General features: G+C 45.6%; 22 protein-coding genes. 6 read left to right on the top strand and 16 right to left on the bottom strand.

Annotation, left to right across the window (positions count from 1 at the left end; all coding sequences use genetic code 11):
• Nucleotides 1-73: 73 nt before the first annotated feature.
• The 6 genes from H3S83_RS02690 to tsaB all read right to left on the bottom strand — a co-directional run bounded on the left by H3S83_RS02690 (nt 74) and on the right by tsaB (nt 5,488).
• On the bottom strand, nt 74-1,081 hold the full coding sequence (locus tag H3S83_RS02690; RefSeq protein ID WP_198232609.1) for a hemolysin family protein: 1,008 nt from the start codon (nt 1,079-1,081) through the stop codon (nt 74-76).
• 119 nt (nt 1,082-1,200) lie between these two features.
• Complete coding sequence (gene ybeY / locus H3S83_RS02685) at nt 1,201-1,671, bottom strand: rRNA maturation RNase YbeY (RefSeq protein ID WP_198238838.1); 471 nt, start codon at nt 1,669-1,671, stop codon at nt 1,201-1,203.
• Nucleotides 1,668-2,804: a PhoH family protein gene (locus tag H3S83_RS02680; protein WP_210327909.1), complete on the bottom strand. Its 1,137-nt coding sequence runs from the start codon at nt 2,802-2,804 to the stop codon at nt 1,668-1,670. The genes ybeY and H3S83_RS02680 overlap by 4 nt, the downstream gene beginning before the upstream one ends.
• Nucleotides 2,805-2,935: 131 nt before the next feature.
• Entirely contained in the window at nt 2,936-4,300 is a 1,365-nt protein-coding gene (gene miaB, locus H3S83_RS02675; protein WP_198238837.1) for a tRNA (N6-isopentenyl adenosine(37)-C2)-methylthiotransferase MiaB, read from the bottom strand.
• 31 nt (nt 4,301-4,331) lie between these two features.
• Nucleotides 4,332-4,823: a ribosomal protein S18-alanine N-acetyltransferase gene (gene rimI / locus H3S83_RS02670; RefSeq protein WP_198238836.1), complete on the bottom strand. Its 492-nt coding sequence runs from the start codon at nt 4,821-4,823 to the stop codon at nt 4,332-4,334.
• Nucleotides 4,820-5,488, bottom strand: a complete 669-nt coding sequence (tsaB, locus tag H3S83_RS02665; protein WP_198238835.1) for a tRNA (adenosine(37)-N6)-threonylcarbamoyltransferase complex dimerization subunit type 1 TsaB — start codon at nt 5,486-5,488, stop codon at nt 4,820-4,822. The genes rimI and tsaB overlap by 4 nt, the downstream gene beginning before the upstream one ends.
• A 900-nt stretch (nt 5,489-6,388) precedes the next feature.
• Between tsaB and dps the strand changes: the two genes are divergently transcribed.
• Nucleotides 6,389-6,877, top strand: coding sequence for a DNA starvation/stationary phase protection protein Dps (dps, locus tag H3S83_RS02660; RefSeq protein WP_077970111.1), 489 nt, complete (start codon nt 6,389-6,391; stop codon nt 6,875-6,877).
• Between the two features lie 1,323 nt (nt 6,878-8,200).
• On the opposite strand, the gene cyoD is transcribed toward dps, so the two are convergent.
• From cyoD to acnA, 10 genes are all read right to left on the bottom strand, one after another.
• Entirely contained in the window at nt 8,201-8,656 is a 456-nt protein-coding gene (cyoD, locus tag H3S83_RS02655) for a cytochrome o ubiquinol oxidase subunit IV (protein WP_077970107.1), read from the bottom strand.
• Complete coding sequence (locus tag H3S83_RS02650; RefSeq protein ID WP_198225371.1) at nt 8,656-9,330, bottom strand: cytochrome (ubi)quinol oxidase subunit III; 675 nt, start codon at nt 9,328-9,330, stop codon at nt 8,656-8,658. The genes cyoD and H3S83_RS02650 overlap by 1 nt, the downstream gene beginning before the upstream one ends.
• Nucleotides 9,327-11,345, bottom strand: a complete 2,019-nt coding sequence (cyoB, locus tag H3S83_RS02645; protein ID WP_078038939.1) for a cytochrome o ubiquinol oxidase subunit I — start codon at nt 11,343-11,345, stop codon at nt 9,327-9,329. Before cyoB ends, H3S83_RS02650 begins: the two co-directional genes overlap by 4 nt.
• A gap of 80 nt (nt 11,346-11,425) precedes the next feature.
• Nucleotides 11,426-12,406 carry a ubiquinol oxidase subunit II gene (gene cyoA, locus H3S83_RS02640; protein ID WP_198237936.1) on the bottom strand — a complete coding sequence of 327 codons (981 nt, stop codon included), beginning with the start codon at nt 12,404-12,406 and terminating at the stop codon, nt 11,426-11,428.
• A gap of 271 nt (nt 12,407-12,677) precedes the next feature.
• Nucleotides 12,678-13,115 (bottom strand): type II 3-dehydroquinate dehydratase, encoded by a 438-nt coding sequence (gene aroQ, locus H3S83_RS02635; protein WP_198237937.1) that lies wholly within the window; start codon nt 13,113-13,115, stop codon nt 12,678-12,680.
• A 54-nt stretch (nt 13,116-13,169) separates the two neighbouring features.
• Entirely contained in the window at nt 13,170-14,453 is a 1,284-nt protein-coding gene (gene recF / locus H3S83_RS02630; protein ID WP_198237938.1) for a DNA replication/repair protein RecF, read from the bottom strand.
• Nucleotides 14,454-14,460: 7 nt separating this feature from the next.
• Nucleotides 14,461-15,579: a DNA polymerase III subunit beta gene (gene dnaN, locus H3S83_RS02625; protein ID WP_077970092.1), complete on the bottom strand. Its 1,119-nt coding sequence runs from the start codon at nt 15,577-15,579 to the stop codon at nt 14,461-14,463.
• Between the two features lie 197 nt (nt 15,580-15,776).
• On the bottom strand, nt 15,777-17,276 hold the full coding sequence (gene dnaA, locus H3S83_RS02620; protein ID WP_198238834.1) for a chromosomal replication initiator protein DnaA: 1,500 nt from the start codon (nt 17,274-17,276) through the stop codon (nt 15,777-15,779).
• 905 nt (nt 17,277-18,181) lie between these two features.
• Complete coding sequence (rpsT, locus tag H3S83_RS02615) at nt 18,182-18,448, bottom strand: 30S ribosomal protein S20 (RefSeq protein ID WP_077970082.1); 267 nt, start codon at nt 18,446-18,448, stop codon at nt 18,182-18,184.
• A gap of 210 nt (nt 18,449-18,658) precedes the next feature.
• Nucleotides 18,659-21,352 carry an aconitate hydratase AcnA gene (gene acnA / locus H3S83_RS02610; RefSeq protein WP_077970081.1) on the bottom strand — a complete coding sequence of 898 codons (2,694 nt, stop codon included), beginning with the start codon at nt 21,350-21,352 and terminating at the stop codon, nt 18,659-18,661.
• A 298-nt stretch (nt 21,353-21,650) separates the two neighbouring features.
• On the opposite strand from acnA, the gene ccmA reads away from it, so the two are divergent.
• The 5 genes from ccmA to H3S83_RS02585 all read left to right on the top strand — a co-directional run bounded on the left by ccmA (nt 21,651) and on the right by H3S83_RS02585 (nt 24,630).
• Nucleotides 21,651-22,274, top strand: coding sequence for a heme ABC exporter ATP-binding protein CcmA (gene ccmA / locus H3S83_RS02605; protein ID WP_198225375.1), 624 nt, complete (start codon nt 21,651-21,653; stop codon nt 22,272-22,274).
• Nucleotides 22,274-22,939, top strand: a complete 666-nt coding sequence (gene ccmB, locus H3S83_RS02600) for a heme exporter protein CcmB (RefSeq protein WP_077970074.1) — start codon at nt 22,274-22,276, stop codon at nt 22,937-22,939. The genes ccmA and ccmB overlap by 1 nt, the downstream gene beginning before the upstream one ends.
• A 91-nt stretch (nt 22,940-23,030) precedes the next feature.
• A complete protein-coding gene (locus H3S83_RS02595) occupies nt 23,031-23,801 on the top strand; it encodes a heme ABC transporter permease (RefSeq protein ID WP_078038934.1) in 771 nt (256 codons plus the stop codon).
• On the top strand, nt 23,798-24,013 hold the full coding sequence (ccmD, locus tag H3S83_RS02590; RefSeq protein WP_077970070.1) for a heme exporter protein CcmD: 216 nt from the start codon (nt 23,798-23,800) through the stop codon (nt 24,011-24,013). The genes H3S83_RS02595 and ccmD overlap by 4 nt, the downstream gene beginning before the upstream one ends.
• A 26-nt stretch (nt 24,014-24,039) precedes the next feature.
• Nucleotides 24,040-24,630: a DsbE family thiol:disulfide interchange protein gene (locus H3S83_RS02585; RefSeq protein ID WP_246741703.1), complete on the top strand. Its 591-nt coding sequence runs from the start codon at nt 24,040-24,042 to the stop codon at nt 24,628-24,630.
• Nucleotides 24,631-24,680 lie beyond the last annotated feature (50 nt).

Here is a 24,680-nt window from a genome sequence, read left to right as displayed (position 1 = left end):
TCGAAGTGCTTATTCGTAAACGTCTATTGAATCTTAGCCACTTCCAGAAAAGAAGATTGAAAACAATAGTTGCTTAATCGGATGGAACAGCCGCACCCTCCTGTTTCGGGTGATTTTGTAACGGTTGAATCCTGATCCGTTTAATGCGTCGTTTATCGGCCTCCAAAATGCGGAACTGGTAACCGGGTACGGCTTCTATAACTTCACCTTTCGCCGGTATCCGGTCTAGAGTCGAAACGATGAGCCCGCCAATTGTATCAACGTCATCTCCGTGTTCGCCAATTTTGAACCCTGGTCCCAACGCTTTTCCGACCTCATCAAGATCAGCGCTCGCATCCACAAGCCACCTATTTTCTGCTTCTTTGATAATGGACATGTCGACATCGTCGTGTTCGTCTTCGATATCACCTACAACCAGTTCGACAATATCTTCCATAGAAGCGAGACCGTCTGTTCCTCCATATTCATCGATAATCAACGCCATTTGCGTTCGCGTTGCCTGCATACGCGTCAACAATTGTCCGGCCAACATGGATCCCGGAACAAAAAGAACGCTTCGTATCAGTTCAAGATTACCGACAGCTTGTGAAAAATCAATTTTGGAAAAATTGAGAACCCCTTCTTTTTCCCCGTTTTGCGCTTTCCTTGTGATGTAATTCAAGACATCACGGATATGCAGCATCCCGCGAGGATCATCGAGGCTTTCCGAATAGACCGGCATACGCGAATGGCCCGATTTTTCAAATTCTATCAGTGCTTCAGCCAAAGTTGTCGAAATATCAAGTGCTTCGATTTCGGAACGGGGAATCATAACATCTTCGACGCGCGTTTCCCGAAGACGCAAAATATTATTGAGCATAAGGCGCTCTTCAGGCGAAAAAAGAGCGTTTGTTTCGCCTTCTCCCTCGGAAAGGGCATCTGTCAGATCTTCACGCAAAGTCGAATTGTTACGCGAGCGCAAAAAAGAAAAGAGATTGGCAAATAAAGACTTCTTTTCACCTGATTGCGACCGTGAAGAGTTTTGCCCTGTTGATGACCTACCGGACTCTTCGTCAATTGAACTATCTGTTTTTTCCGTCATGGCTTCTTAAAATTACAATATGCGAAGTAAATTGTGTCAGTTTTCTTGTTATTAAACTAGGACATATATTTCTCTAATATATGTATAGACGCATAATAGCAACACTTGGCTTTATTTAATCATAGATAAGGATCCGAAATACCAAGAGAGGCTAAAATTTTTCTCTCCAGCGTTTCCATCTGCTCTGCTTCTTCATCATTCTGGTGATCATACCCCATCAAATGAAGGAGACCGTGAACAACAAGATGGCTCAGATGATCGTCAAAGCTCTTGTGTTCTTCCGCCGCCTCACGTGCAACCGTTTCACGCGCAATGACAATATCACCCAAAATGTCTCCGGGCTCTTGTCCGGGTTGAAGAGCAAAAGCCGGAAATGACAAAACATTGGTGGGCTTGTCAATGTGGCGCCATTTCCCGTTTATTTCGCGGATATCGGCATCATTGGTAAAAACAAGGCTCAGTTCGCTATCAATCTTGTCATAGCCGAGCTCCTGCAATGTCGCTTGCAACACACTGTCAACGAGCCGTCTTAAAGTCTCCTCGTTTTGCCAGCCTTCAGCATTGATTGCCATGTCATAATGCACTGTCATTTTTCCAGGTTCTTTGCTATATTATTATCTTGAGCACGATTTTTCGAGTGCAGACGGGCGTCCTTATCATAGGCAGTAACAATAGCTGTTACCAATGGATGTCGCACAACATCTGCCTCGGTAAAATGCACCGTCACAATATCGTCAATACTGCCAAGAATGCGCATCGCTTCGGTAAGCCCCGATTTTTGTCCGAAAGGCAAATCGATCTGGCTAGGGTCGCCTGTCACGATCATACGTGACCCTTCCCCAAGACGGGTCAAAAACATTTTCATCTGCATTGATGTTGTATTTTGTGCCTCGTCGAGAATAACAGCAGAGTGGGCAAGTGTCCGACCACGCATAAAAGCAAGCGGAGCGATTTCGATAATATCTGCCGCCATGGCACGTTCGATTTTTTCGGCCGGCATCATGTCATAAAGTGCATCATAAAGAGGACGCAGGTAAGGATCGACTTTTTCCTTCATATCACCGGGCAAAAAGCCCAATCTTTCACCGGCTTCAACGGCAGGACGTGACAAGATGATACGCTCTACAAGTCCACGTTCGAGCAACATTGCCGCGTGTGCCACTGCAAGATAGGTTTTTCCGGTACCCGCCGGACCAACGCCGAAAACAAGCTCGGCACGTTGTAACGCCCGCATATAGGCATCCTGCATTGGTGTGCGTGCATAAATTGTTTTTTTACGCGTTGATATATGGGCTGGCGTCACTTTCCGCGAACTATTTTCAGACTTTTCCCGATCGGCTTTCTCGTTCACAGAAGAGGCGATTGCTATTGCACCATCCACATCCGACAAACCCGGTTGCAAACCGGTTTTTGCAAGTTCATAAAGCTGGTCGAGAGACCGGCGGGCAATTTCGATATCCTGCCTGTCCCCCCGGATTGATACTTCATTTCCCTGTGCACGGATATCCAGACCCAGTTTTTGTTCGATGCGGGCAAGGTTTTCGTCAAATTGGCCAAAAACAATATTTGCCTGCTGGTTATCCTCGAAAACCAGGACAATATGATCTGTATCGGATGCGCCTTTTTTAACAGAAGCATCGTCGACACCACTTTTATCGGGCTCTTTCGCTCGCCCGTTTTTAACTGTCTTGACCGTCTTTTTTGTTTCGGTTGAATTCTTCAACCTTGTCTCCTGAAAAAATATATTTGGGTAAGAATATATAAAATTATAGTGAAAAGGAAACCTGCTTTATTCACGTTACCTCATCCGCCACCGAACCCGCCATGAAATCCCGCCGAACTTGAAAAAAATATTCAATTGACTGCACGGCCGAGGAGACTGTTGGATGATGCGTCTGTTACATCAACCGCGATAATTTCGCCAATTTTTGCATTTGTTGAAACAGCAACAGGCAGCAACCAGGGCGAGCGACCGACCATCTGCCCTTCATGGCGACCAACTTTCTCAACGAGGACTTCAATCCGCTGACCGATTTTCGATTGCAAGAATTGATGTTGTTGATCGAGAATAAGGGCTTGTAAGCGCTGAAGGCGCTCGTCTTTTACTTTCTCCTCTATATGGCCTTTCATTGTTGCCCCGGGTGTTCCCGGACGTGGCGAATATTTGAATGAATAGGCAGAGCTATATCCTACTTCTTGAACGAGCTTCATCGTCGCTTCGAAATCTCCGTCGGTTTCTCCGGGAAAGCCGACAATGAAATCGCCTGAAAATGCAATATCGGGACGTGCTTTACGGATGCGACCAATAAGACGCAGATAATCATCCGCTTTATGTTGACGATTCATCGCTTTGAGAATCCGGTCGGAGCCTGATTGAACCGGAAGGTGAAGATAAGGCATCAGCATTCCGAGATTTTTGTGAGCAGCTATAAGACTGTCGTCCATATCCCGCGGGTGGCTTGTTGTATAGCGGAGGCGTTTAAGCCCATCAATTTTGGCAAGCTGATAAAGAAGGTCTCCCAGATGCAAAACATCTCCGTCTGCCGAAACGCCGTGCCAGGCGTTGACATTTTGTCCAAGCAAGGTGATTTCTTTTACCCCGGCGTCGACAAGTTCACGTGCCTCGCTCATGATCTGGTCTAGCGGACGAGAAACTTCCGACCCGCGCGTGTAAGGAACCACGCAGAATGTACAAAATTTGTCACAGCCTTCCTGAACCGTCAAAAATGCAGTAACCCCTCGCTTCTGGACAGCCCGCCGATTATGGTGTGGAAGATGGACAAATTTATCTTCCACTGCATATTCGGTTTCAACAACCTTTTGTCCTTCATGGACCTTGCGCAACAATTCAGGCAACCGGTGGTAAGTTTGCGGCCCTACAACCAGATCGACTGTTGGTGCACGGCGCAAAATTTCGGCCCCTTCGGCTTGAGCAACGCAACCTGTAACACCTATTGTTAATGGCCGCGAAGGATCCCTTTCTTCGCGCATAACTCTTAAACGACCGAGATCGGAATAAAGTTTTTCAGCCGCTTTTTCACGGATATGACATGTATTGAGCAATATAAGATCAGCATCGTCGGGAGTTTCTGTTGCCACATACCCCTCACTGTCAAGACTGTCGCCCATGCGTTCACTATCATAGACATTCATCTGACAGCCATAAGTCTTGATAAAGACCTTGCGGCTATTGCCGATTTTTTTGTTTGCTTCGCTCATAGGATATTTTTATCCGGTTTTCTGGTAAATCTCAATCTTTTTGCTGAATGGTTCTACGCATGATCAAGGCATCACTATGACCTTTGTCTGTTTTGTAATAACCGGGTCTACGACCGACTTCATAGAAACCGAAACCTTTATAGAGTGCAAGTGCCGCGCTATTGTTTTCATCAACCTCCAGAAAAAGCACTTTCGCCCGCTGCTGATAGAGATAGCGGAAAACTGCATCCAAAAGCTTTTTTCCCAAGCCTTTTTGACGAAATCGGGGATGAACAGCGATAGTAATAATTTCTGCCTCGTCGATAACCAACCGACAGAGGACAAAACCCAAAACCTTTCCGGGCTTGCCCTCGGGGCTCACGATAAAACCTGAAATTTGCGGATCAGCCAGAAATGAGGCAAAAACTGTTTCATCCCACGCATGATAAAATGATTGTTTGTGTATATCATGCAAGATGTCACTATCATCTGATGTAATCGAAGTGACAATATATTCCGGTTTTGAAAAAAGTCCTGACCTCATTCCTTTTTCCTTGGCACGGAAAAACTTGTTTGCGGCTTTGCATCTGCCTCGCGCAAATAAAGCGGTTTCGGTGAACCATCGGACGATTTGTTTTGCGACAATTTTGCAAAGCTTGCCACATCCGCAGCATCAAGAAAATAAACAGAACTTTCCTTAAAACCCGCCAAATGCGCTATAGTTTTGGAAAAGGGGCCTGCAAGAATTGCCTTATTATCAAGCCCAGCGACAACCTCTTCGCAATTTTGCACTGTAGCAGGAGCAAGAGGTTGCAAATTTTCATCAAAATCTTGCCGATACACCATGTCGCGGCCGGCATCTATCAAAGCAATAATATGACTTTTTGGAAAATGTCCATGTGCTTCAAAACCGATTGCTTCAAGTGAACTTACACCAATTGCGGGCTTTACAAGTGCCAGAGCGAGGCCTCTTGCAGTTGCCACACCAATGCGCACGCCTGTGAACGACCCCGGACCGATATTGACGGCAATACGGTCGATAGATGACAACTCTATTTTTGCTAAACTGCACGCCTCTATGATTTGTCCGATCAACTTTTCGGCGTGCCCTTTACCGATTTTTTCGCTTACGCGCGCAACAACCCTGCCGTCTTGCATCAATGCAACGGCGCAATTTAAAGAAGCTGTATCTATAGCAAGCGTAATCATTTTCTGTCTATTAGACCATTGTTCACCGAAACAAAAGAACCGATAACCTTAAATCAATAGGTTTTGAACTTTTCTTGGCTGATAGATCAAAACGATCAAAAATTTTTTTTCAAAACGGGAACGAAATATGGCAAAAATCAACAAAAATTGCCGGGCGATATTTCACAAATTTTATTTTCGAAGAGCTTGTATTTTTGTTTAGAACAAAAGCATCGGACTTGGAACAAAAATGTCAGCCAAAAATATATATGCAATGAACAATTCGAGGTGTGACTTTAGAAAAGGTTATCGTTTTTAGAATGTTATGCATTTTATATAAAATTTCGTATTGATTTTTAATTCTTTATAAAAATAACTTTCAAGTGATTTTAATAATTATAATTTTCAGAATTATATGAATATTATTTATTTATATAAATTGTTTTGTGTTTAAAATTTATCAAAAAATTACGTCCTATTTGGATATTTTAAATGATAAAATTCCCAATTTTTTTACGGATCATCAATGAAACCTTGTTTTTCGGTCAATCAATAATTATATATCATTCATAATAATTTTCTATATTAGATATAATATATCTTATATATAATAGCTATTTCCCATTTTATCAATCGGCAAACTTTTTTAGAATTAAAATAATTAAAAAATATAAGTTCATTATAATTTTTTATGAAACATCCATAAGTTTAGGTTATACAATTTATAATGGTAAAATATTTCCAAAATTAACTTATTTATTGTATATATTTTCTGTTGGATTATTTTTTATAAGGTGTATTCTATAAAGGCATCACCGCACTACCACTGGAACAGCTTGACACTGGTAGAAATTCCAAGCGGAACTTTCAGGCGTTTGGTGCGTTATATAGATACGCGAATTAATTCAAGCGGAGATTATTATGGTTAAAACACACAAAACTCGTAACGATATGCCTTCAAATACAAAAACAACAGCCATTGCGTTGTTGAACAAGAACCTCGCAACGCTTATCGATTTGGCACTCGTTACAAAACAGGCCCACTGGAATTTGAAGGGGTCCAACTTTATTGGTGTCCACGAAATGCTGGACGGCTTTAGAGATGCAATTGACGAACATGTTGATATTATTGCCGAACGCGTTGCCCAATTGGGTGGAACTGCTTTGGGTACCGTTCAAGCAGTTGCCGGTACGTCCAAGCTGAAAGCTTACCCGACAGATATTTATAAAGTGCATGATCATCTCTTGGCCTTGATCGAACGTTATGGCGATGCTGCCAACGATATGCGTAAAGCAATTGACGAAGCAGATGACGCAGGGGATGCAGACACTGCCGATATCTTTACCGCGGCGTCACGTGAACTTGATAAGAGCTTGTGGTTCCTTGAATCACATGTTCAGGAAGCTTAATTCAATCCATTCTGCCAAAAGAACGGAAGTTCAGGATTTAAAGGAAGCAACTGCTGTTGCTTCCTTTTTGATTTGGGGGCTTTGATTGATAACTTTTTATTCATGGCTTCGACTTGTAACTTCCCTTTTCCCACAATTTGGATCAGAACCGCATATTAGAATTGTTATGATTTTGCTAAACCAATAGTCATTCATTGCGTGGAAAACTAAACTTGTCAGGCTTGAGACCGTCTCATTCTGACAGATACTCATGAACCTTAATTGATAACGCGTCCGTTTATTTTGAGATATTTTCGGAAAACCGAAAATTGTTTATCTCAATTCAACATTAAAAATTAGCAGGTTAAGTGGGTTGGAAAATCGACGCACGACCGGTATTTTTAATTAGCTCAAGCTGCAGCAAAAAAATGCTTTAGCGAAAATTTTCAGACATCCATATTGCGTTAAAATGATATTTTTCGGCGTTGGTAACATCAAGGAGAAAACCGATGCGAAGGCAAAGGTGCTGCTCTTGCCCGTTCGTGAATAATATTGCTCTCTTATCAGCCGCTTGAAACAGCTTGAAAAAAATATAGTCGATTTGGCGATTGTAAATTCCGTCTCCCATGAAAACCAATGTCGCTTATCGCGCAAGACGATAGCCTATTTCTGTTGTTCCTCACAAGAAGAAGCCGGTTCCAGCGGTGCCGAACCTGTTTGCCACTGTTTATCTTACGTTTGCATTCATATTCGCCCTCGAAAGAAATACCTTTTTCATCAATAGCGTGCTACCTGCCAGTCAAGTCAGGCTCGTGGTGGGCTGAAGATTGTCCGGTCTTATTTTATTAACAGCCATTTCTTAAACATTTGGGTAGGGGTGGCCAGTGAGCACATTTTTGAAAAGCCCTCATGTTCGGGCCGATCATTTTCCTTCTCTGATGGGATGGGCAAGTTTATTGGCACAAAGCCCCCACATTTCCGGATAGTCGATGCATGGCGGACTTTTCCGGACACTCTGTGCTTGGTGGTCTTTTCCGGACAGTCTGTGCAATAGGCACCCTTTTCAAACATCGTTGTGCATTACGTTCCGACATCTCATTAAACGTCAATTGGTCTATTTGCAGTGGATTTTCGCATTGGTGTTAGGTGCGCGGGCGGACAGCTACACGGTCTTATGGCGACTCTTTATCCGGAATTATAATAGCGTGCGAAAATCGGGTTTATGGCGATGTGTAAATTAGCCTTTGGCTGAACTTCCAGCCATTGACCGCAATTCTTGAACAAAACGAAAAAAAGCCCCGCTTGGTAGCGGGGCTTTCAACTGCTTTATATTACAAAATCGTATTATTGTGCAGGTGCTGCCGGTGTAGCAGGAGCAGCTTCTTCTGTCGCAGGTGCAGCTTCTGTTGAAGGTGCAACCGGACTACCACCCGGAACCTGATCAATAATATCAGGCTGAACAATACGGCCCGAACCGCCCATCATATTGTAGTTCAGGTGAGAAATCGCCCACCATGTACCACCGAGAACGATGAATACGCAGAGCGCACCAAACCACATTGAGCCGACCATCCACTTCGCATCCGGACCTTCGTTGAGGTGGAGGAAGAAAACGATCTGGACGAATATCTGAATGAGAGCCATGCCAATGAGGTATATAACCTTGGTACTGACTGCCCAGTTATCAAGCATTCCTTGCATAACAGGAATGAATGAAGCGAGGGTCAATATAACAGCCAGAATGAATCCGACCATGTATTTGCCGGTTGTTACACCGTGTGCTTCTTCATGTTCGCTCATTATAGTGCTCCCAAAAGATAGACGGCTGTGAAGACACCAACCCAGATAATGTCAAGGAAGTGCCAGAAGATAGAAAGACAGGACAAGCGAGTCTTGTTATCTTTATCCAAACCGTGACGGCCAAGATGCAAGAACATCAATACCATCCAGATCAAGCCGGTCGTAACGTGAATACCGTGTGTGCCAACCAGCATGAAGAATGACGACCAATAAGCCGACAGAACTTCTTTACCGAATGTGCGAACACCGGTTTCAGGATCAACACCCGCATAAGCATTCGGATCAAAGAAGAAAACATTTTCCTTCCCGAAGAGAAGCTCATGGAATTCATTCAATTCCATTCCAATGAATGCGAGGCCAAGAATAAAAGTAATAGCAAGCCAGGTTTTTACCCCGCCGATATTACCATTACGAACCTGCACCATTGCCATGCCATAAGTGATTGACGAGAACAACAGCAAAGCTGTTTCGCAAAGCACGTAATTGAGGCTGATGAAATCCTTACCGGCAGGTCCGCCGCCGTAAGCGGAGGCGAACACTGCAAATGTAGCGAACAGAGTTGCGAAGATGATCAGGTCGGAAAGGATATAAACCCAGAACCCGAAGACCATTGTCGAACTACCGTCGTGGTGGTTTTCCGCGTGAGCGGTTGTTACTGTTGCTGTAGCGCTCATGCTTTTACTCCTTGTGCTTTAAGAACAGCGCTGAATTCGTCTTCAGTCTTCTGTACTTCTTCAGCCGAGATGTAATAGCCTGCATGGTTTCCATTAAGCGAATGAAGCAGAATGGTCAAAATGAAGCCAACGAACGTAATTACAGCCAGCCACCAGATGTGCCATACGAGAGAGAAGCCAAGTACCAACATCAACATGCCGGAAATAAAGCCTGCAATCGTGTTGGAAGGCATATGGATCTTCTCGAAGCCCGAAGTCTTACGATGCTCACCGCGTTGTTTCATATCCCAATAGGCATCGTCTGCTTGAACGACAGGGACTGTAGCAAAGTTGTAAGCAGGAGGTGGGCAAGAGATTGACCATTCCAGAGTACGTGCATCGCCCCACGGATCGTTCTGTGTGATCGGCAATTTGCCTCTATGCTTGATGCCATACCAGATGGCGATCAATACCTGTAGAACAAAGCACAGGATACCGAGAAGGATGATAAATGCACCAATAGCTGCTGTGATGAACAAAGGCTGCCAGCTTGGTTCGACATAGTGCTGCAAACGACGTGTTGCACCCATCAAACCAACTGCGTAGATCGGGAAGAATGCTACGTAGAAGCCGATGAACCAGCACCAGAACGAAGCAATACCCAATGCGCGGTTCGGTTTAACACCGAAAGCTTTCGGGAACCAGAACGCCAATGCACCGAGGTAAGCGAACACAACACCACCAAGAATTGTGTGGTGGAAGTGGGCAACCAGGAACAAGGAGTTGTGGAACTGCCAGTCCGAAGGAACGATCGAAAGCAGAACACCAGTAAGACCACCACCAACAAAGGTGAACATCATACCCATGCACCACAACATCGGAGGTTCGAAACGGATGCGTCCCTTATACATTGTGAAGAGCCAGTTGAAGACCTTAACACCGGTCGGAATAGCAATAATCATGGTTGCAGTACCGAAGAAGGTATTAACGGCTTCGCCGCCACCCATTGTGAAGAAGTGGTGTCCCCAAACGATGATCGAGAGGATCAAGATAACAAGGACGGCCCAAACCATCGAGGTGTAGCCGAAGAGGCGTTTTGACGAGAATGTCGGAACGATTTCGGAAATGATACCGAATGCAGGAACAACCAGAACATAAACTTCCGGATGACCGAAAATCCAAACGTAGTTGATCCAAACCATTGGGTTACCGCCGGCTGTATTGGTGAAGAAGTTCATATCGAGGTAACGGTCACCGGCGAGCAGTGCATAAGCAACTGTTAACGGCGGATAAATGATAAGGATAAGAACGTTCGAAACCAATGCGCACCAGCAGAATACTGGCATTTTCCACATTGTCATTCCGGGTGCGCGACATTTGACGATAGTGGCGACAAAGTTGACAGCACCCATTGTTGTCGCAATACCGGATAGCTGTAGTGACCACAGATAATAGTCAACACCTGTGTCAGGGCTATTCAGCAATTCCGAGAAAGGTGGATACATCAACCAACCACCACGGCCAAAGTTACCGATACCGAGTGAAATGTTGATCAGAATCGCACCGGCGCATGTAATCCAGAAGCCAAGGTTGTTGGCAAATGGAAAGGCCACATCGCGAGCACCAAGTTGCAGCGGCAGAACATAGTTCAAAATACCGAACAATAGCGGCGTTGCCATGAAGAAAATCATGATTGTGCCGTGTGCCGAGAAAATCTGGTCAAAGTGATCAGGCGGTAAATAACCCGCAGTCTCTGATCCAAGCGCGAACGCTTGGTGTGTACGCATCATGATAGCATCTGCAAAGCCACGGACAAGCATGACAATTGCGAGGACAATATACATAATGCCGACGCGCTTGTGATCAACAGATGTGATCCAATTGCGCCACAATATTCCCCACCAGCCGAGCAGCGTAATAGCGGCAAGAATAACGACGGCCAATGCAACTACAACAAGGCAGGTGTAAAGGACGATCGGCTCATTCGTTAGCGCGTGAAACGCTCCGGCTACAGGGTCTGTAAGTCTTCCAAACATTTTTCAACCCATATTAAATGAATTTCGGTTTGGAGGGGACGTTACCTTTCGAGAAGGTAGATGCCCCTTCCTCGATAATTTTATTTCTTCTGAACCACACCGGGATCAAATACGGAGCAGAGTTCACCCCACAGAGATTTCGCTGCAGCAAGTTTCATCTGATCTTCGTTACAAGTCGTGTCTTTATCTACGCAGCGGTTCACGATGCGATAGTATAGACCTTTTTCGACTTGCGAGAAATAGCGAACCTCAGCGTCTTTTTGCTTACCGGCAGTATCGCCCATTTTCGGCGAATAGGAAAGCTGACGATATCCAGCACGATCAAGCGTTTCTTTGCTTTCACGAGCTTTGGCAATCCAGTTATCAAAATCTGCCTGAGCAACAGAATTCCATTTGAAGTGCATCTCCGAGAAACCGTCGCCACTGTAATTGGCGGAAGAACCTTTGAATACACCTTGACGGTCAGCAATAAGATGCAACTTCGCATTCATTTGTGGCATTGCATACAACACTGTACCAAGACGCGGAACCCAGAAAGCGTTAACCGAATTTTCCGAAGTCAACTGCAACAGAACCTGACGGTTCTCAGGAGCATAGATCTCGTTGATTGAAGCTACGCCATATTGCGGATAGATAAACAACCATTTCCAATCAAGTGCGACTGCATCGATCTGGAGTGGTTCTTGTTCTCCAGCAACAGCTTTATCAATCGGCTTTGAGGGTTCCAGCTTATAAGTGAAATAAGCTGTCAAGCTACCCAAAATAATAATAACAAGAATCGGAATCCCCCACATGAAGGTTTCCACTTTGTTGGAGTGCCCCCAATCCGGCAGATATTCTGCTTGGGTGTTGGTAGCACGATATTTAATTGCGAAAGCGACAACGGCGATCATCACGGGAATGACAATACAAGCCATTACGATAACGCATGTAGTAATCAATATTAGCTCGTGGCGCGCCACATAGCCCGCCGGGTCAAGAACATCAAATTCACAACCCGACAAGAGCAAAGCGGATGTTAAGACGCCCAGCAGCCCTGTTAGTTTACCAAAGTTCTTCATTCCTACCTGCCTCTTTATATGCATTGCATATTATTGCACGAGGGTATTTCTATTCATTCGTCACGGAAAAGCGGACTTTTCCACCTCTCCAACTTTCCCCGTCAGGCAGAATATTTGTCCCAAAAAGACATAGAAGCCCGACTTGGACTGACGTTGCCACAAAGACAATTGTGGCATCATCTAGGCAACGTCTTACTCTTTGGGTAAAAATTCGCAAGTATTTTGTCCCCCCCTGCGTCAATATTGCGCGGTTTTTCCGACGATTTTTGATTCACAAATCGTGCTGAACGATATATTCAACAGCAAACCGGTAACCATCACTTCCGCAGCCTGCAATAACAGCATCGGCTCTTTCCGATACAAAAGAATGGTGACGATAGGTTTCTCTTTTGTGGATGTTCGACAAATGAACTTCTACAACCACCCCTTCAAACATTTTCAATGCGTCGAGTATGGCAATTGAAGTATGGCTATAGGCCGCCGGATTAATGATTATTGCGACGCTTTCGCCGATTGCTGCCTGAATAAAGCCAACCAATTCGCCTTCGCAATTGCTCTGTAAAAAATCGACATCAAACCCGTGGGAACGAGCGCATTCCCGCGTCATATTTTCAATGTCTTTCAATGTTTCACGACCATAGATTGCCGGTTCACGTCGTCCTAAAAAGTTCAGATTTGGCCCATTGAGTACTGTAATCTTTTTTACCATTGTCGGTATTCCCTCTATATTCGAACGAGTTTACTTAACGTCGGTGATATTTTCTTAAATTTTGGTAAACTGTCCACCGGATATCTCGAAAAATTCCGCACGCCCCTTCAATGCCGAAAAAAGCTCGCTATCGGTGCCGGTCATAAAAGTTTGGCCACCAAGCTTATCAAGGCTATCGAATAATATTGCCCGCCTTTTCTGGTCAAGATGGGCGGCCATCTCGTCAAGCAGAAGAATCGGTGTCATACCAGAAATTTCTGCTGTCAATCGGGCGTGTGAAAGAACGAGTCCGGTTAATAAGGCTTTTTGTTCTCCTGTGGAGCACAGCGCCGCCGGCATATTCTTTTTGGCGTAAAAGACCAGCAGATCGCTTCTATGCGGCCCTTCAAGCGTTCGTCCGGCCGTGCGATCGAGCTCCCGCTTATCGCGGAGGCGTTGTTTATAGTCTTCTTCGACATCTACAGCCGATTGCCTCATCAATGAATGTTCAATAGTTCCCTCAAGATCAAGCAGTGGTACCGGAAATGTATTTTCGGCATCAAAATTATCAATATTTGTAATGAGTCTCACGACATCCATACGCGCTGCCGCAATGGCAACAGCAAGTTCTGCCATTTGCGTTTCCAATGCATTGAACCAGTATTCGTCGCGATTTCCATCCACTAAAAGCCGGTTTCTTGCTCTCATTGCCTTTTCAAAATCCGACACGCGGCGAGCGTGCGCGGGATCAATTGCCAGAACCATGCGATCGAGAAAACGCCTTCGGTCACTGGCAGGACCGGTAAACAAACCGTCCATGGATGGAACAAGCCAGCTCACTCTGCAATATTCGGTGAGTCTTTCAGAAGCAACACTTTCCCCATTAATTCGCACTTTGCGACCATTCGAAGCAGTATCACTTGCCGTGCCGATATTGACATTTCCATAAAGAGCCGAATGCAATTGGGCAAAAATGACAAATCCATCCGCCCCTTTTTGGACAGGAGCCGCATCATGACCGGTTGGTGCATTTCCCAATCCGGCAGCATCTTTTTGAGGCTTCTGTTCAGTCAGCAATAAGCCGTTCGAACCCTGATCTTCCGACGCTATTTGTTCGCCTGCACCGGATGGCTGACCGGCACGAATGACACTATTGTAAGGTGCCCGACGCAAACCTCGCCCCGGCGAAAGAAACGACAGGGCTTCCAGCAAATTGGTTTTACCGGCACCGTTATGTCCGGTAAAGATCACAATCCGGTCGGAAAAATCGGCAGAAAAATTTTGATAATTACGATAATTGGTCAGCTTGAGCTGCCGGACAAAAACTTTTGCAGCGCTTCTGCCTGGTTCATCTACCATTCGTTCTCTAAACACGCATTGGCATTAAAACGTAAAGTGCGTCAGCATCGTCACTATCGCGAATGAGCGTTGGTGCGCCCGCGTCAGCGAGCATGAATACCGCGTTTTCACCGTTGAGTTGTGCCATAATATCAAGGAGATATTTGGAATTGAAACCGATTTCCAGCGGTTCACCTTCATAATCGGCAACAATCTGGTCTTCCGCACTTCCCGAATCAGGATTATTAACCGTGAGTGTCAATTGACCATTTTCGATTGTCAATTTAACGGCACGTCCGCGATCACTGGAAATGGTCGATACACGGTCAACTGCCGCAGCAAAACTTTGACGGTTGATCGTCAGCTTTTTGTCATTGCCCAAGGGGATGACACGCTGATAATCGGGAAATGTCCCGTCTATCAATTTCGACGTCAGCACAACAGAAGCAATCGTGAAACGTATTTTTGTTTCGGAAACTTCTATCTTTATTTCGCTTTCGGCTTCCTCTCCCAACAGTTTCTGCAATTCGCCTACCGCTTTACGAGGAATAATAACGCCGGGCATTCCTTCAGAGCCTGACGGTGCGTCTGTTTCCGCTTCGGCCAAACGGTGACCATCGGTTGCAACTGTACGTATTTTCAGGCCTTTATCGTCAATGACGTGAAAATAGATACCATTGAGATAATAACGCGTTTCCTCTGTGGAAATAGCAAATTGTGTGCAGTCGATTAATCGTTTTAAAGCCGCAGCCGATAAACTAAAACTATGGCTGAAATCTCCGGCATTAAGTTCCGGAAAGTCCTCTTTAGGCAAGCATTGCAAACGGAAGTTCGAGCGTCCGGAAACGACCTGCATAGCATTGCCGTCATCGGAAACCGAAAGCATAATCTCGCCACCTTCGGGAAGCTTGCGCACGATCTCGTAAAGAAGGTGGGCAGGAACAGTTGTCGAACCTGCTTGTTCGATATTTGCAGATGTTGTTTCAGTGACCTCAAGATCAAGGTCGGTTGCCTGCAATTCGACACCGGAATTAACTGTATTGATAAGCACATTGGACAGAATAGGAATCGTATTGCGCCGTTCGACAACACGATGAACACGGCCGAGAGATTTTAACAGATGGCTACGATCGACTGTAATGCGCATATTGGACACTCTCTAAATTATTCTGCCAATTAAAAAGGGTTCTAACTGAATAAAACAAGATGTAGTGATTCCTTTTAAGCCAAGGAATCACCCGACAAGAAAAACAGATAAAAACCGGATTGGCAATATTCTTGCATAAAATACAAGATACTACTCTCTGACAGAGTCTAACGAGACTTGTTCTCTCAAAGGCCTGTTCAAGCCGATTGCTCGTCAATCAGGCGCTTCAAGAGCTCCAATTCTTTGGCCAATTGCTGATCGGCACCGACCATATCTTCAATCTTGCGCACGGCATGAAGGACAGTTGTGTGATCCCGTCCGCCAAAGCGACGGCCAATTTCCGGAAGCGAGCGTGGTGTCATCATTTTTGCAAGATACATCGCAACCTGACGCGGTTTAACAATTGTCCGCGTACGGCGATTCGACAACAAATCCTGCTTGGAAACATTATAATGACGAGCCACAACACGCTGGATTTCTTCGATACGAATCCGCTTGGGTTCGCCCGAGCGCGTCAAATGGTCCAACAATTCGTCAATACGATTGAGCGATAGATCCGGCTCAAAAGATTGACGGAACAGAAGCTGGTTAAATGCCCCTTCAAGATCGCGCCCCGAACCGGAAACAGTTCTTGCAATATGGGATAGAACCTCGTCGGGGATCGAAATAGACGGATCATCATGTTGGGCTGCTTTCAAGCGCTTGCGCAACATTTCGAGCCGCATGTCATAATCAGGCGACTCAATTTCGAGCGAAACACCACCCTGCAAACGTGAGCGCACCCTGACATCCAATGATTCAAGCTCGGCTGGCGCCCTATCGGCTGCCACGACAACCTGTTTTGCACTATCAAGCAACATATTGAGCAAATGACAGAATTCATGCTGAATCGATTTACCCTGTAAAAATTGCATATCGTCAATAATAAGCAGGTCGATATCTCGCAATTGTTCTTTAAATGACAAAGCGTTGTTATCGCGGATCGCCGTTGCAAAACGCCACATAAAATATTCGGCGGTCAAATAGATGACACGAACAGGCGTTGGACGCTGCAAAGCGGCAGCAGCAATTGCTTGCAAAAGATGGGTTTTTCCCAAGCCTACGGCCGCATGAATAAAAAGCGGGTTGAAGCGCAAAGCACTTTTATGGCTTTCGGCAATCGAACGGGCTGCAGCAAGAGCCACGCGATTGGACGGACCTTCAACAAAGGTATCAAAGGTATAGCGCGAATCAAGCGGCGAGCCAAAAACACTCTGTTGGGCTTCTCCGGAAAAACGTTCTGCGCGGCCATGAGAAGACGACACAACCATGTTTTCCTGATGGTTTTGAACATGCGTCTCTTCTTCTTTTCGCGGAGTATGATGTTTAACCACACGATTCATTCCGCGCACAACAACGTCAACCCGCAACAGCGTCGGACATTCCTGACGCCATAGCTCGGTCAGAATGGTCGCATAATGGTTGGTAATCCAAGAACGTAAAAAAGCTGTCGGAACAGAAAGCCGTACTTGGCTCCGGCTGAATTCATCGAGTTGTAGACGACCGAACCAGCTCGTATAAGCCTCGTTACCGACATGAACTTTCAGCTGCGCCATAACACGCGCAAAAAGTTCGTCCCCTTCATCTTGTGCAACCAAATGATGAACATCATCATTTACTTTGGTTTCACCAGAAACAATCCCATTCAAATTTGACATCTTACGCAACATTCTCTCTGACAAAGACAAATGAAAACCGAACGGTTACAACACGCTCGCGGTCCAAACATCCTTGCCTTGAATAACCAAAAATAAAACTACTCCGCGAAAAACAGACCGACACGTTTGTTAACCCTCTTAACAAACCAAAAACACATCCATTCAACACGAAAAACTCAACTCACCCCAAGAACTTCCCCTTAACAACAAGCGCCACCTCGATGCCAAACCACATAAGGCAACCAAGATCGCTCTGTTTCGTAATTCCCTTTCCATCTACTTGTACCAAACCTGGTGGTGACAAAAACATGTTCTGTTCCATCAAGTTTCACGGCTTCAACCCCTTAGAAAAAACAAAGAGCATTTTCATTTGATAGCGTTACTACCTTTGTTATCCGCTTATCGTCAACCGATCAGAGAAGACTCAAAGGCAGCAGGCTGGAAAGTTATTAATTGCAGTTAGACCATACAAAAACGCCGTCCATAAATGCAAGGGGTAAAACTCAACTGGAAATTGCGTTCCTATTCTATTTTTCCGATATTCGTTAACAGGAACAGCGCGTAATTACTTTGAATCAATAAGCTTTTTCGAAACGGCTATGGCGCTTGCCGGTCGACAAAATCCCTTAAAAAAAAATTAAAAAAAAAAGCTTGACAAAATATGAGCGTTCCAAGGCTTTTTTGTCATTGTGGATAAGGCTGTTAGGTAATTGTTTTTAAAGGTTTTTTTACAAAAAAATAAAATGATATTTCTTTCTAAAATTAATCATTTTTACGGTTAATTATTCCACCGCCCTAACAAAAATAAAAACGAAAAAAACCGGCACCCGAAAGGCACCGGTTTTTGAAAATCTACAAACCCGCTCAACCGAGAAAAAACTCCTCGGAAGCGTTCTTTCAAACAATCAGGCAGAAAGTGATTTCAACTTTTTGGCTAAACGTGAAACTTTGCGCGAAGCCGTATTCTTATGCAGAACACCTTTTGTGACAGCACGCATCAATTCCGGTTCAACCGTCTTGAAAGCAACTTCGGCAGCCGCCTTATTGCCGGCAGCAACTGCATCATCAAATTTGCGTACAAATGAACGAACACGTGTACGACGGGATTTACTAACCTCTGTGCGTGCTGCAATCTTACGCACTGCTTTTCTGGACGAAGGTGTATTCGCCATAAGTCTATCTCTCTCTTCTTATTGACCGGCTTTTAAGCCTAGAAACACAAACTGCGGCCGAGAGCCGCTTAATCTTGGCGGGCTTATAGCGTAATTTCGCTGGGTACGTCAATGAGATTCTCTGAAATTGTCGGTTAAAAATAAACGGGCCGTAATTTTACGACCCGTTTATGTGTTTTATAACCCATCTATCGTTTTATGAGTTGCCAATCAGCCTTCTTTGGCAAGGTTGCGCAAAACATATTGCAAAATGCCGCCATTATGGAGGTAATCAAGTTCATCAACAGTATCGACCCGGCAAAGAAGCGGAACTTCCTTGACGCTACCGTCACCGAATTTGACCTTGGCAACAGTTTTTTGCCGTGGCTTCAGATCGTTGATGCCATCGATCGTGATGACTTCATCGCCTTTCAGCCCCAATGAACGCCAGCTCTGTCCATCCTCGAAGACAAACGGTACAATTCCCATACCAACAAGATTGGACCGGTGAATACGCTCGAAAGATTGAGCAATCACCGCACGCACGCCCAAAAGATTGGTTCCTTTGGCCGCCCAGTCACGTGATGAGCCGTTACCATATTCGATGCCGGCGAAGACAACGAGTGGCACATGCTCGCTCTTATACTGCATAGCAGCATCATAGATCGATTCTTCTTCCTTGGATGGATAGTGAATGGTGTAGCCACCTTCGCGTCCATTCTCGCCAAGCATAAAGTTACGGATACGGATATTGGCAAATGTGCCACGCATCATCACTTCATGGTTACCACGACGGGTACCATACTGGTTGAAATCGGCAGGTTTTACACCATGTTCGATCAGATATTTACCGGCCGGAGAATCAACCTTGATAGAACCGGCAGGCGAAATATGGTCGGTCGTAATCTTGTCCCCGAAAAGTCCGAGGATACGAGCTCCGTCAATATTCTTGAGCGGTGCAGGTACTTTCGGCATGTTTTCAAAATAGGGAGGATTGCGAACATAGGTCGAGTCTTTGTCCCAAGCATAGGTTTCACCTGCAGGAACCTTGACTTTCTGCCAGTTTTCATCGCCCTTGAAGACATCCGCATATTTTGATTCAAAAATCTTGCGGGTAACATTCTTTTCGATGAATTCCTGAACTTCCTGCGAAGTTGGCCAGATATCCTTCAGATAAACCGGTTTGCCATCCTTGCCGGTTCCAAGAGGTTCTTTTGTGAGATCCTTGGTGATGGTTCCAGCCAAAGCATGGGCAACAACAAGTGGCGGTGAAGCAAGGTAGTTTGCCTGAACATCAGGAGAAACACGTCCCTCGAAGTTACGGTTTCCTGAAAGAACCGCTGCAACAATCAATCCCTTGTCATTGATGGTTTTCGAAATTGCCGGCGGCAGAGGACCCGAGTTACCGATACAGGTTGTGCAACCGAAACCGACGAGATTGAAGCCCAAAGCATCAAGATCTTTTTGCAGTCCGGAATTGACCAGATAGGCTTCAACAACCTGCGAGCCCGGAGCCAGTGAAGTTTTAACCCACGGCTTGGATTTCAAGCCTTTGGCAACCGCGTTTCGGGCAAGTAGACCTGCCGCAATCAGAACACTCGGATTGGATGTGTTGGTGCAAGAGGTGATCGCTGCAATAGCAACATCTCCGTGACCAATGTCGAAATCCTCGCCTTCAACCGGATAACGAGTTTTTTCACCGGTTGTTTTCTTATATTCGTTGTGAAGCGCTGTCGCAAAACTTTTGCCGACTTCTTCAAGCGGCAAGCGCCCTTCCGGACGTTTCGGCCCTGCCATAGACGGCACAACCGTTCCCATATCAAGTTCGATTGTATCGGTAAATACCGGATCGGCTGTATGGGAATCATGCCACATGCCTTGAGCTTTTGTATAAGCTTCGACAAGTGCAATCCGTTCTTCTTTACGACCTGTCATATTGAGGTAACGGATGGTTTCCTGATCAATCGGGAAAAAGCCGCATGTCGCGCCATATTCAGGGCTCATATTGCCAATTGTCGCACGATCGGCCAAAGTCATATGTTCAAGACCCGGACCAAAGAATTCGACAAATTTGCCGACCACGCCTTTTTTACGCAACATCTGAGTTACGGTCAAAACAAGATCGGTGGCTGTAATGCCTTCCTTGAGTTTGCCTGTCAGGCGGAAGCCGATAACCTCCGGCAACAACATCGAAACCGGTTGGCCAAGCATGGCAGCTTCAGCTTCAATACCACCAACGCCCCAGCCGAGAACACCAAGACCGTTGACCATTGTGGTATGGGAATCGGTACCGACACAAGTATCGGGATAAGCTATTGTGTGGCCATTTTCTTCTCTCGTCCAAACACATTGGGCAAGATATTCAAGATTGACCTGATGGCAAATACCTGTCCCCGGAGGAACAACCCGGAAATTCCGAAAGGCTTGTTGCCCCCATTTCAGGAAACGATAACGTTCGCCATTACGTTTATATTCGAGTTCCTTATTATGCTGGAAAGCGAGCGGATTACCAAAATCGTCAACGATTACCGAGTGGTCAATGACGAGGTCAACCGGAACCAACGGATTGATTTTTTCCGGATTTTCACCAAGTTTCACCATTGCGTCACGCATCGCGGCAAGATCGACAACCGCTGGAACGCCGGTAAAATCCTGCATCAAAACGCGTGAAGGGCGATAGGCGATTTCAGCACCTGCTTTTCCCTTGTCGTCTAGCCATTTGGCGATATTTAAAATGTCGTCTTTCTTGACCGTGCGACCGTCTTCAAACCGCAACAGGTTCTCGAGCAGAACCTTCATTGAAAATGGCAAGCGGGAAATGTCAGGCAGACCGTTCTTTTCGGCTTCTGTCAGACTGTAATAAATATAGTCCTTGCCATTTACATGGAGTGTTTTGCGGCACTTAAAACTATCTATTTGAGACACGACTGTTCGTCCTTATATTTGTGCGAGCCTTAGCTCCTGGAACGAACGCCACAAACTGCGGGTCAAGATCGCAGCTACGGTGCGGGTGCAGTCATTTCCGCTGTCCGTTCCTCAACCGCCAGAACAAGCAGATTTGGAGACCGGCCCAAAAATTGTCCCACACCGACCGCTGGTATGGTAAATCTGATATAAGTCCTTTTCTGGAACTGTTCCAGACGTAATCCATTAAAAAAAATGTGTTTACTTGTTTAAAGGCTCCGGCCATCTTAAGAAAGGTTAAGCAAAATCCGGTGGTTACATGGAAATAACAGCAATTGATCTGAGTGCAAAACGTGGTGAAGAGGTGTTGTTTCAACACTTGCACTTTACAATCCACGATAGAGAATTGCTCACAATCACCGGTCCAAATGGTATCGGCAAGTCTACTTTACTGCGAATCATTGCCGGCTTCTTGCCTGCCAATGAAGGAGAAGTCGCAGCACAAGAAGGTGATCAACGCTTTCCCGTTGCTCTTGTCAGCCATTATCTTGGCAGTCAAAACGCCATGAAAACGCATTTGACCGTTTTGCAAAATCTCGAATTCTGGTCGAATTTCGATTCAGCGCAATTGTTGTCGCCGATGGAAGCACTCGATCAAGTCGAACTTTCAGGAATCGAGCATCTTCCATTCGGTGTGCTTTCAACTGGACAGAAAAGGCGCGTTGCCATTGCGCGATTGTTATTATCCCATCAGCCTTTATGGCTCCTGGACGAGCCGACATCAGGGCTCGACAAACATGCAAGTGCGATTTTTGCAAAGATTATGGAAGAGCATAGAAACCGCTCGGGCATGATTATTGCCGCGACCCATTTACCGCTTGGCATAGAAGAAAATCGTCATATTCTCCTCGACGATTACCTTCCCGATTTCGAGGACAGTTGATGAAAGCTCTTTTCTTGCGCGATTTACGAATTGCTTTTGGTCCGGGAAGTTCTTTATTGACGGGACTTCTGTTTTTTGCAGCAATTATTATCATAACTCCGTTTGCTGTCGGACCTGATCAGGAAATTTTGTCCCGCATTGGTCCGGGAATGCTGTGGATTGGAGCGCTTCTTTCAATTTTGCTCGGTTTAGACCGCATGTTCCAGACCGACCGCGATGACGGCAGCCTTGATCAACTGATATTATCGCGACACAGAAAAAGCTTGAGTCTGATCGTATTTACAAAATGCCTGGCGCATTGGTGTGGAACCATTCTGCCGCTTATTCTTTTTACTCCTGTGCTGGGATTGATGCTCGGTCTTGGTGGAACAGCAATAGGCGGTCTTATGCTCACACTTTTATGTGGTACACCTGCGATTACCCTGATTGGTGCAGTCGGTGCGGCGCTAGCAACCTCGCTACCGCGTGGCGGCGTATTAATATCGGTTATTGTTTTGCCGCTTGCTGTGCCGGTTATGATTTTCGGGGTATCCGCAGCCTATGCAACCACCGCTCCGGGCATTTCGTTTATAAACCCGTTACTGTTTTTGATCGCTCTGTCACTGTTCTTTTCGATTCTCGGTCCATTGGCAGCAGCTTTGACACTTGCTTCATTATCGGACTAGACATCACATCTTTGTCAGATTGGTGTCATATGTTGGTCTCTATGAAGAAAGATAATTGCGACAAAAACAAAACCCGATAATAAGGGATATCATGGAATTAATACAAAAGAAGACAAACTGGTTGCAATCATTGGCCAACCCGACCCGTTTCATGGGGCTGAGCGGTAAAATTCTGCCGTGGCTTAGCCTCGTTGCTGTTATTGTTCTCGCCTGCGGGCTTTTCATGGTCATGCGTTCGCCCGACGATTATCAACAAGGCATGACCGTGCGCATCATGTATCTTCATGTGCCTTTTGCCTGGCTTTCCATGTTCTGTTACACATTGATGAGTGTCTCGGCGCTTGGAACTTTGGTCTGGCGCCATCCGCTTGCCGACGTATCGCTTAAAAGTGCTGCTCCGATTGGTGCCACTTTTACCGCACTTGCCCTTATAACCGGCTCTCTCTGGGGACGGCCAACATGGGGCACATGGTGGGAATGGGATGCGCGGCTTACTTCCGTGCTCGTATTGTTTTTGATTTATCTTGCGATTATCGCGCTTTCACGCGCGTTCGACGACGCAACAAAAGGCGCAAAAGCTGCGGCTATCCTGACACTTGTCGGCTTCATTAACATACCGATTATCAAATTCTCCGTTGAATGGTGGAACACACTTCATCAACCCGCCTCTATTCTTCGCAAAGGCGGCTCGGCTATTGATAGCGCCATGTTATGGCCGCTCTTTACTATGGCTATCGGTTTCACATTGGCCTTTTTTGCCCTTTATCTTGCGAGCATGCGTACCGAAATTACCCGTCGGCGTGTGGAAACAATGCAAAGAATGGCTGCGCGGCGCCTGCGTCAGAAGGAAAACGTAAAATGACCACTGAAAATGCAATTGGCATTTCCGATCGTATTGACATATTTCTGGGCCATTTCGACCATAGCCAGATTGTCACCTTGAGCTATGTTGTCTCGGCCGTTGTCCTGTTATTGCTGGTTTTATACATTGTCCTTAATGGCCGTCATCAAAAAGCCCGGCTTCAAAAACTTGAACAGTCAAATGCCATCCGTGCCAACAAAGTGAAATCGTGAAGATCATGGACGCGCCCAAGAAAAAAATGAGTGTTCCAGTGATGATCGCCCTTTTTGGGCCATTCATCCTGTTTGTTGTTCTGGTTGTTATCATGTTTAGCCATATGGAAACAACCAATCCCGACACGGCCAATCTTGTTCCCAATGCACTTGCCGGCAAGCCTGCACCTGCAACAGTTTTGCCCCTACTTGGTCAAACCGGCTCCTTCAACCCTGACGATTTCAAGGGGCGCGTTACGCTTGTCAATTTCTGGGGGTCATGGTGTCCGCCATGCCGTGACGAACATCCCACCCTTATTGAAATTTCAAAAGACAAACGCTTTGACCTTGTCGGCATCAATTATAAAGACAGAGAAGAAAACGCCATACGTTTCCTTGATAATTTCAGGAGTCCGTTCAAGCTTGTCGGCTTTGACCCGAGCGGTCGCGCAGCAATTGATTGGGGGGTTTACGGTCCACCGGAAACTTTTCTTTTAAACCGTGAAGGCATAATTATATATAAACATATCGGGCCATTAACGCCGCAAATCTATAAAGATGAAACATTGCCACAAATCGAAAAGGCACTGAATAGTAACACTAACACGTCTTCAGCCGATAATTCTTCTTCGCGATAGCTTCCTTCACGATAAAAGAAGCTCCATTTTCGGCAAAATAGCAATGTCAT

Source organism: Bartonella sp. W8122 (assembly GCF_016102485.1).
Taxonomy (GTDB): Bacteria; Pseudomonadota; Alphaproteobacteria; order Rhizobiales; family Rhizobiaceae; genus Bartonella; species Bartonella apihabitans.
The sequence above is the reverse complement of the archived record's forward strand: the minus strand, read 5'-3'. Positions and strand labels throughout refer to the sequence as shown.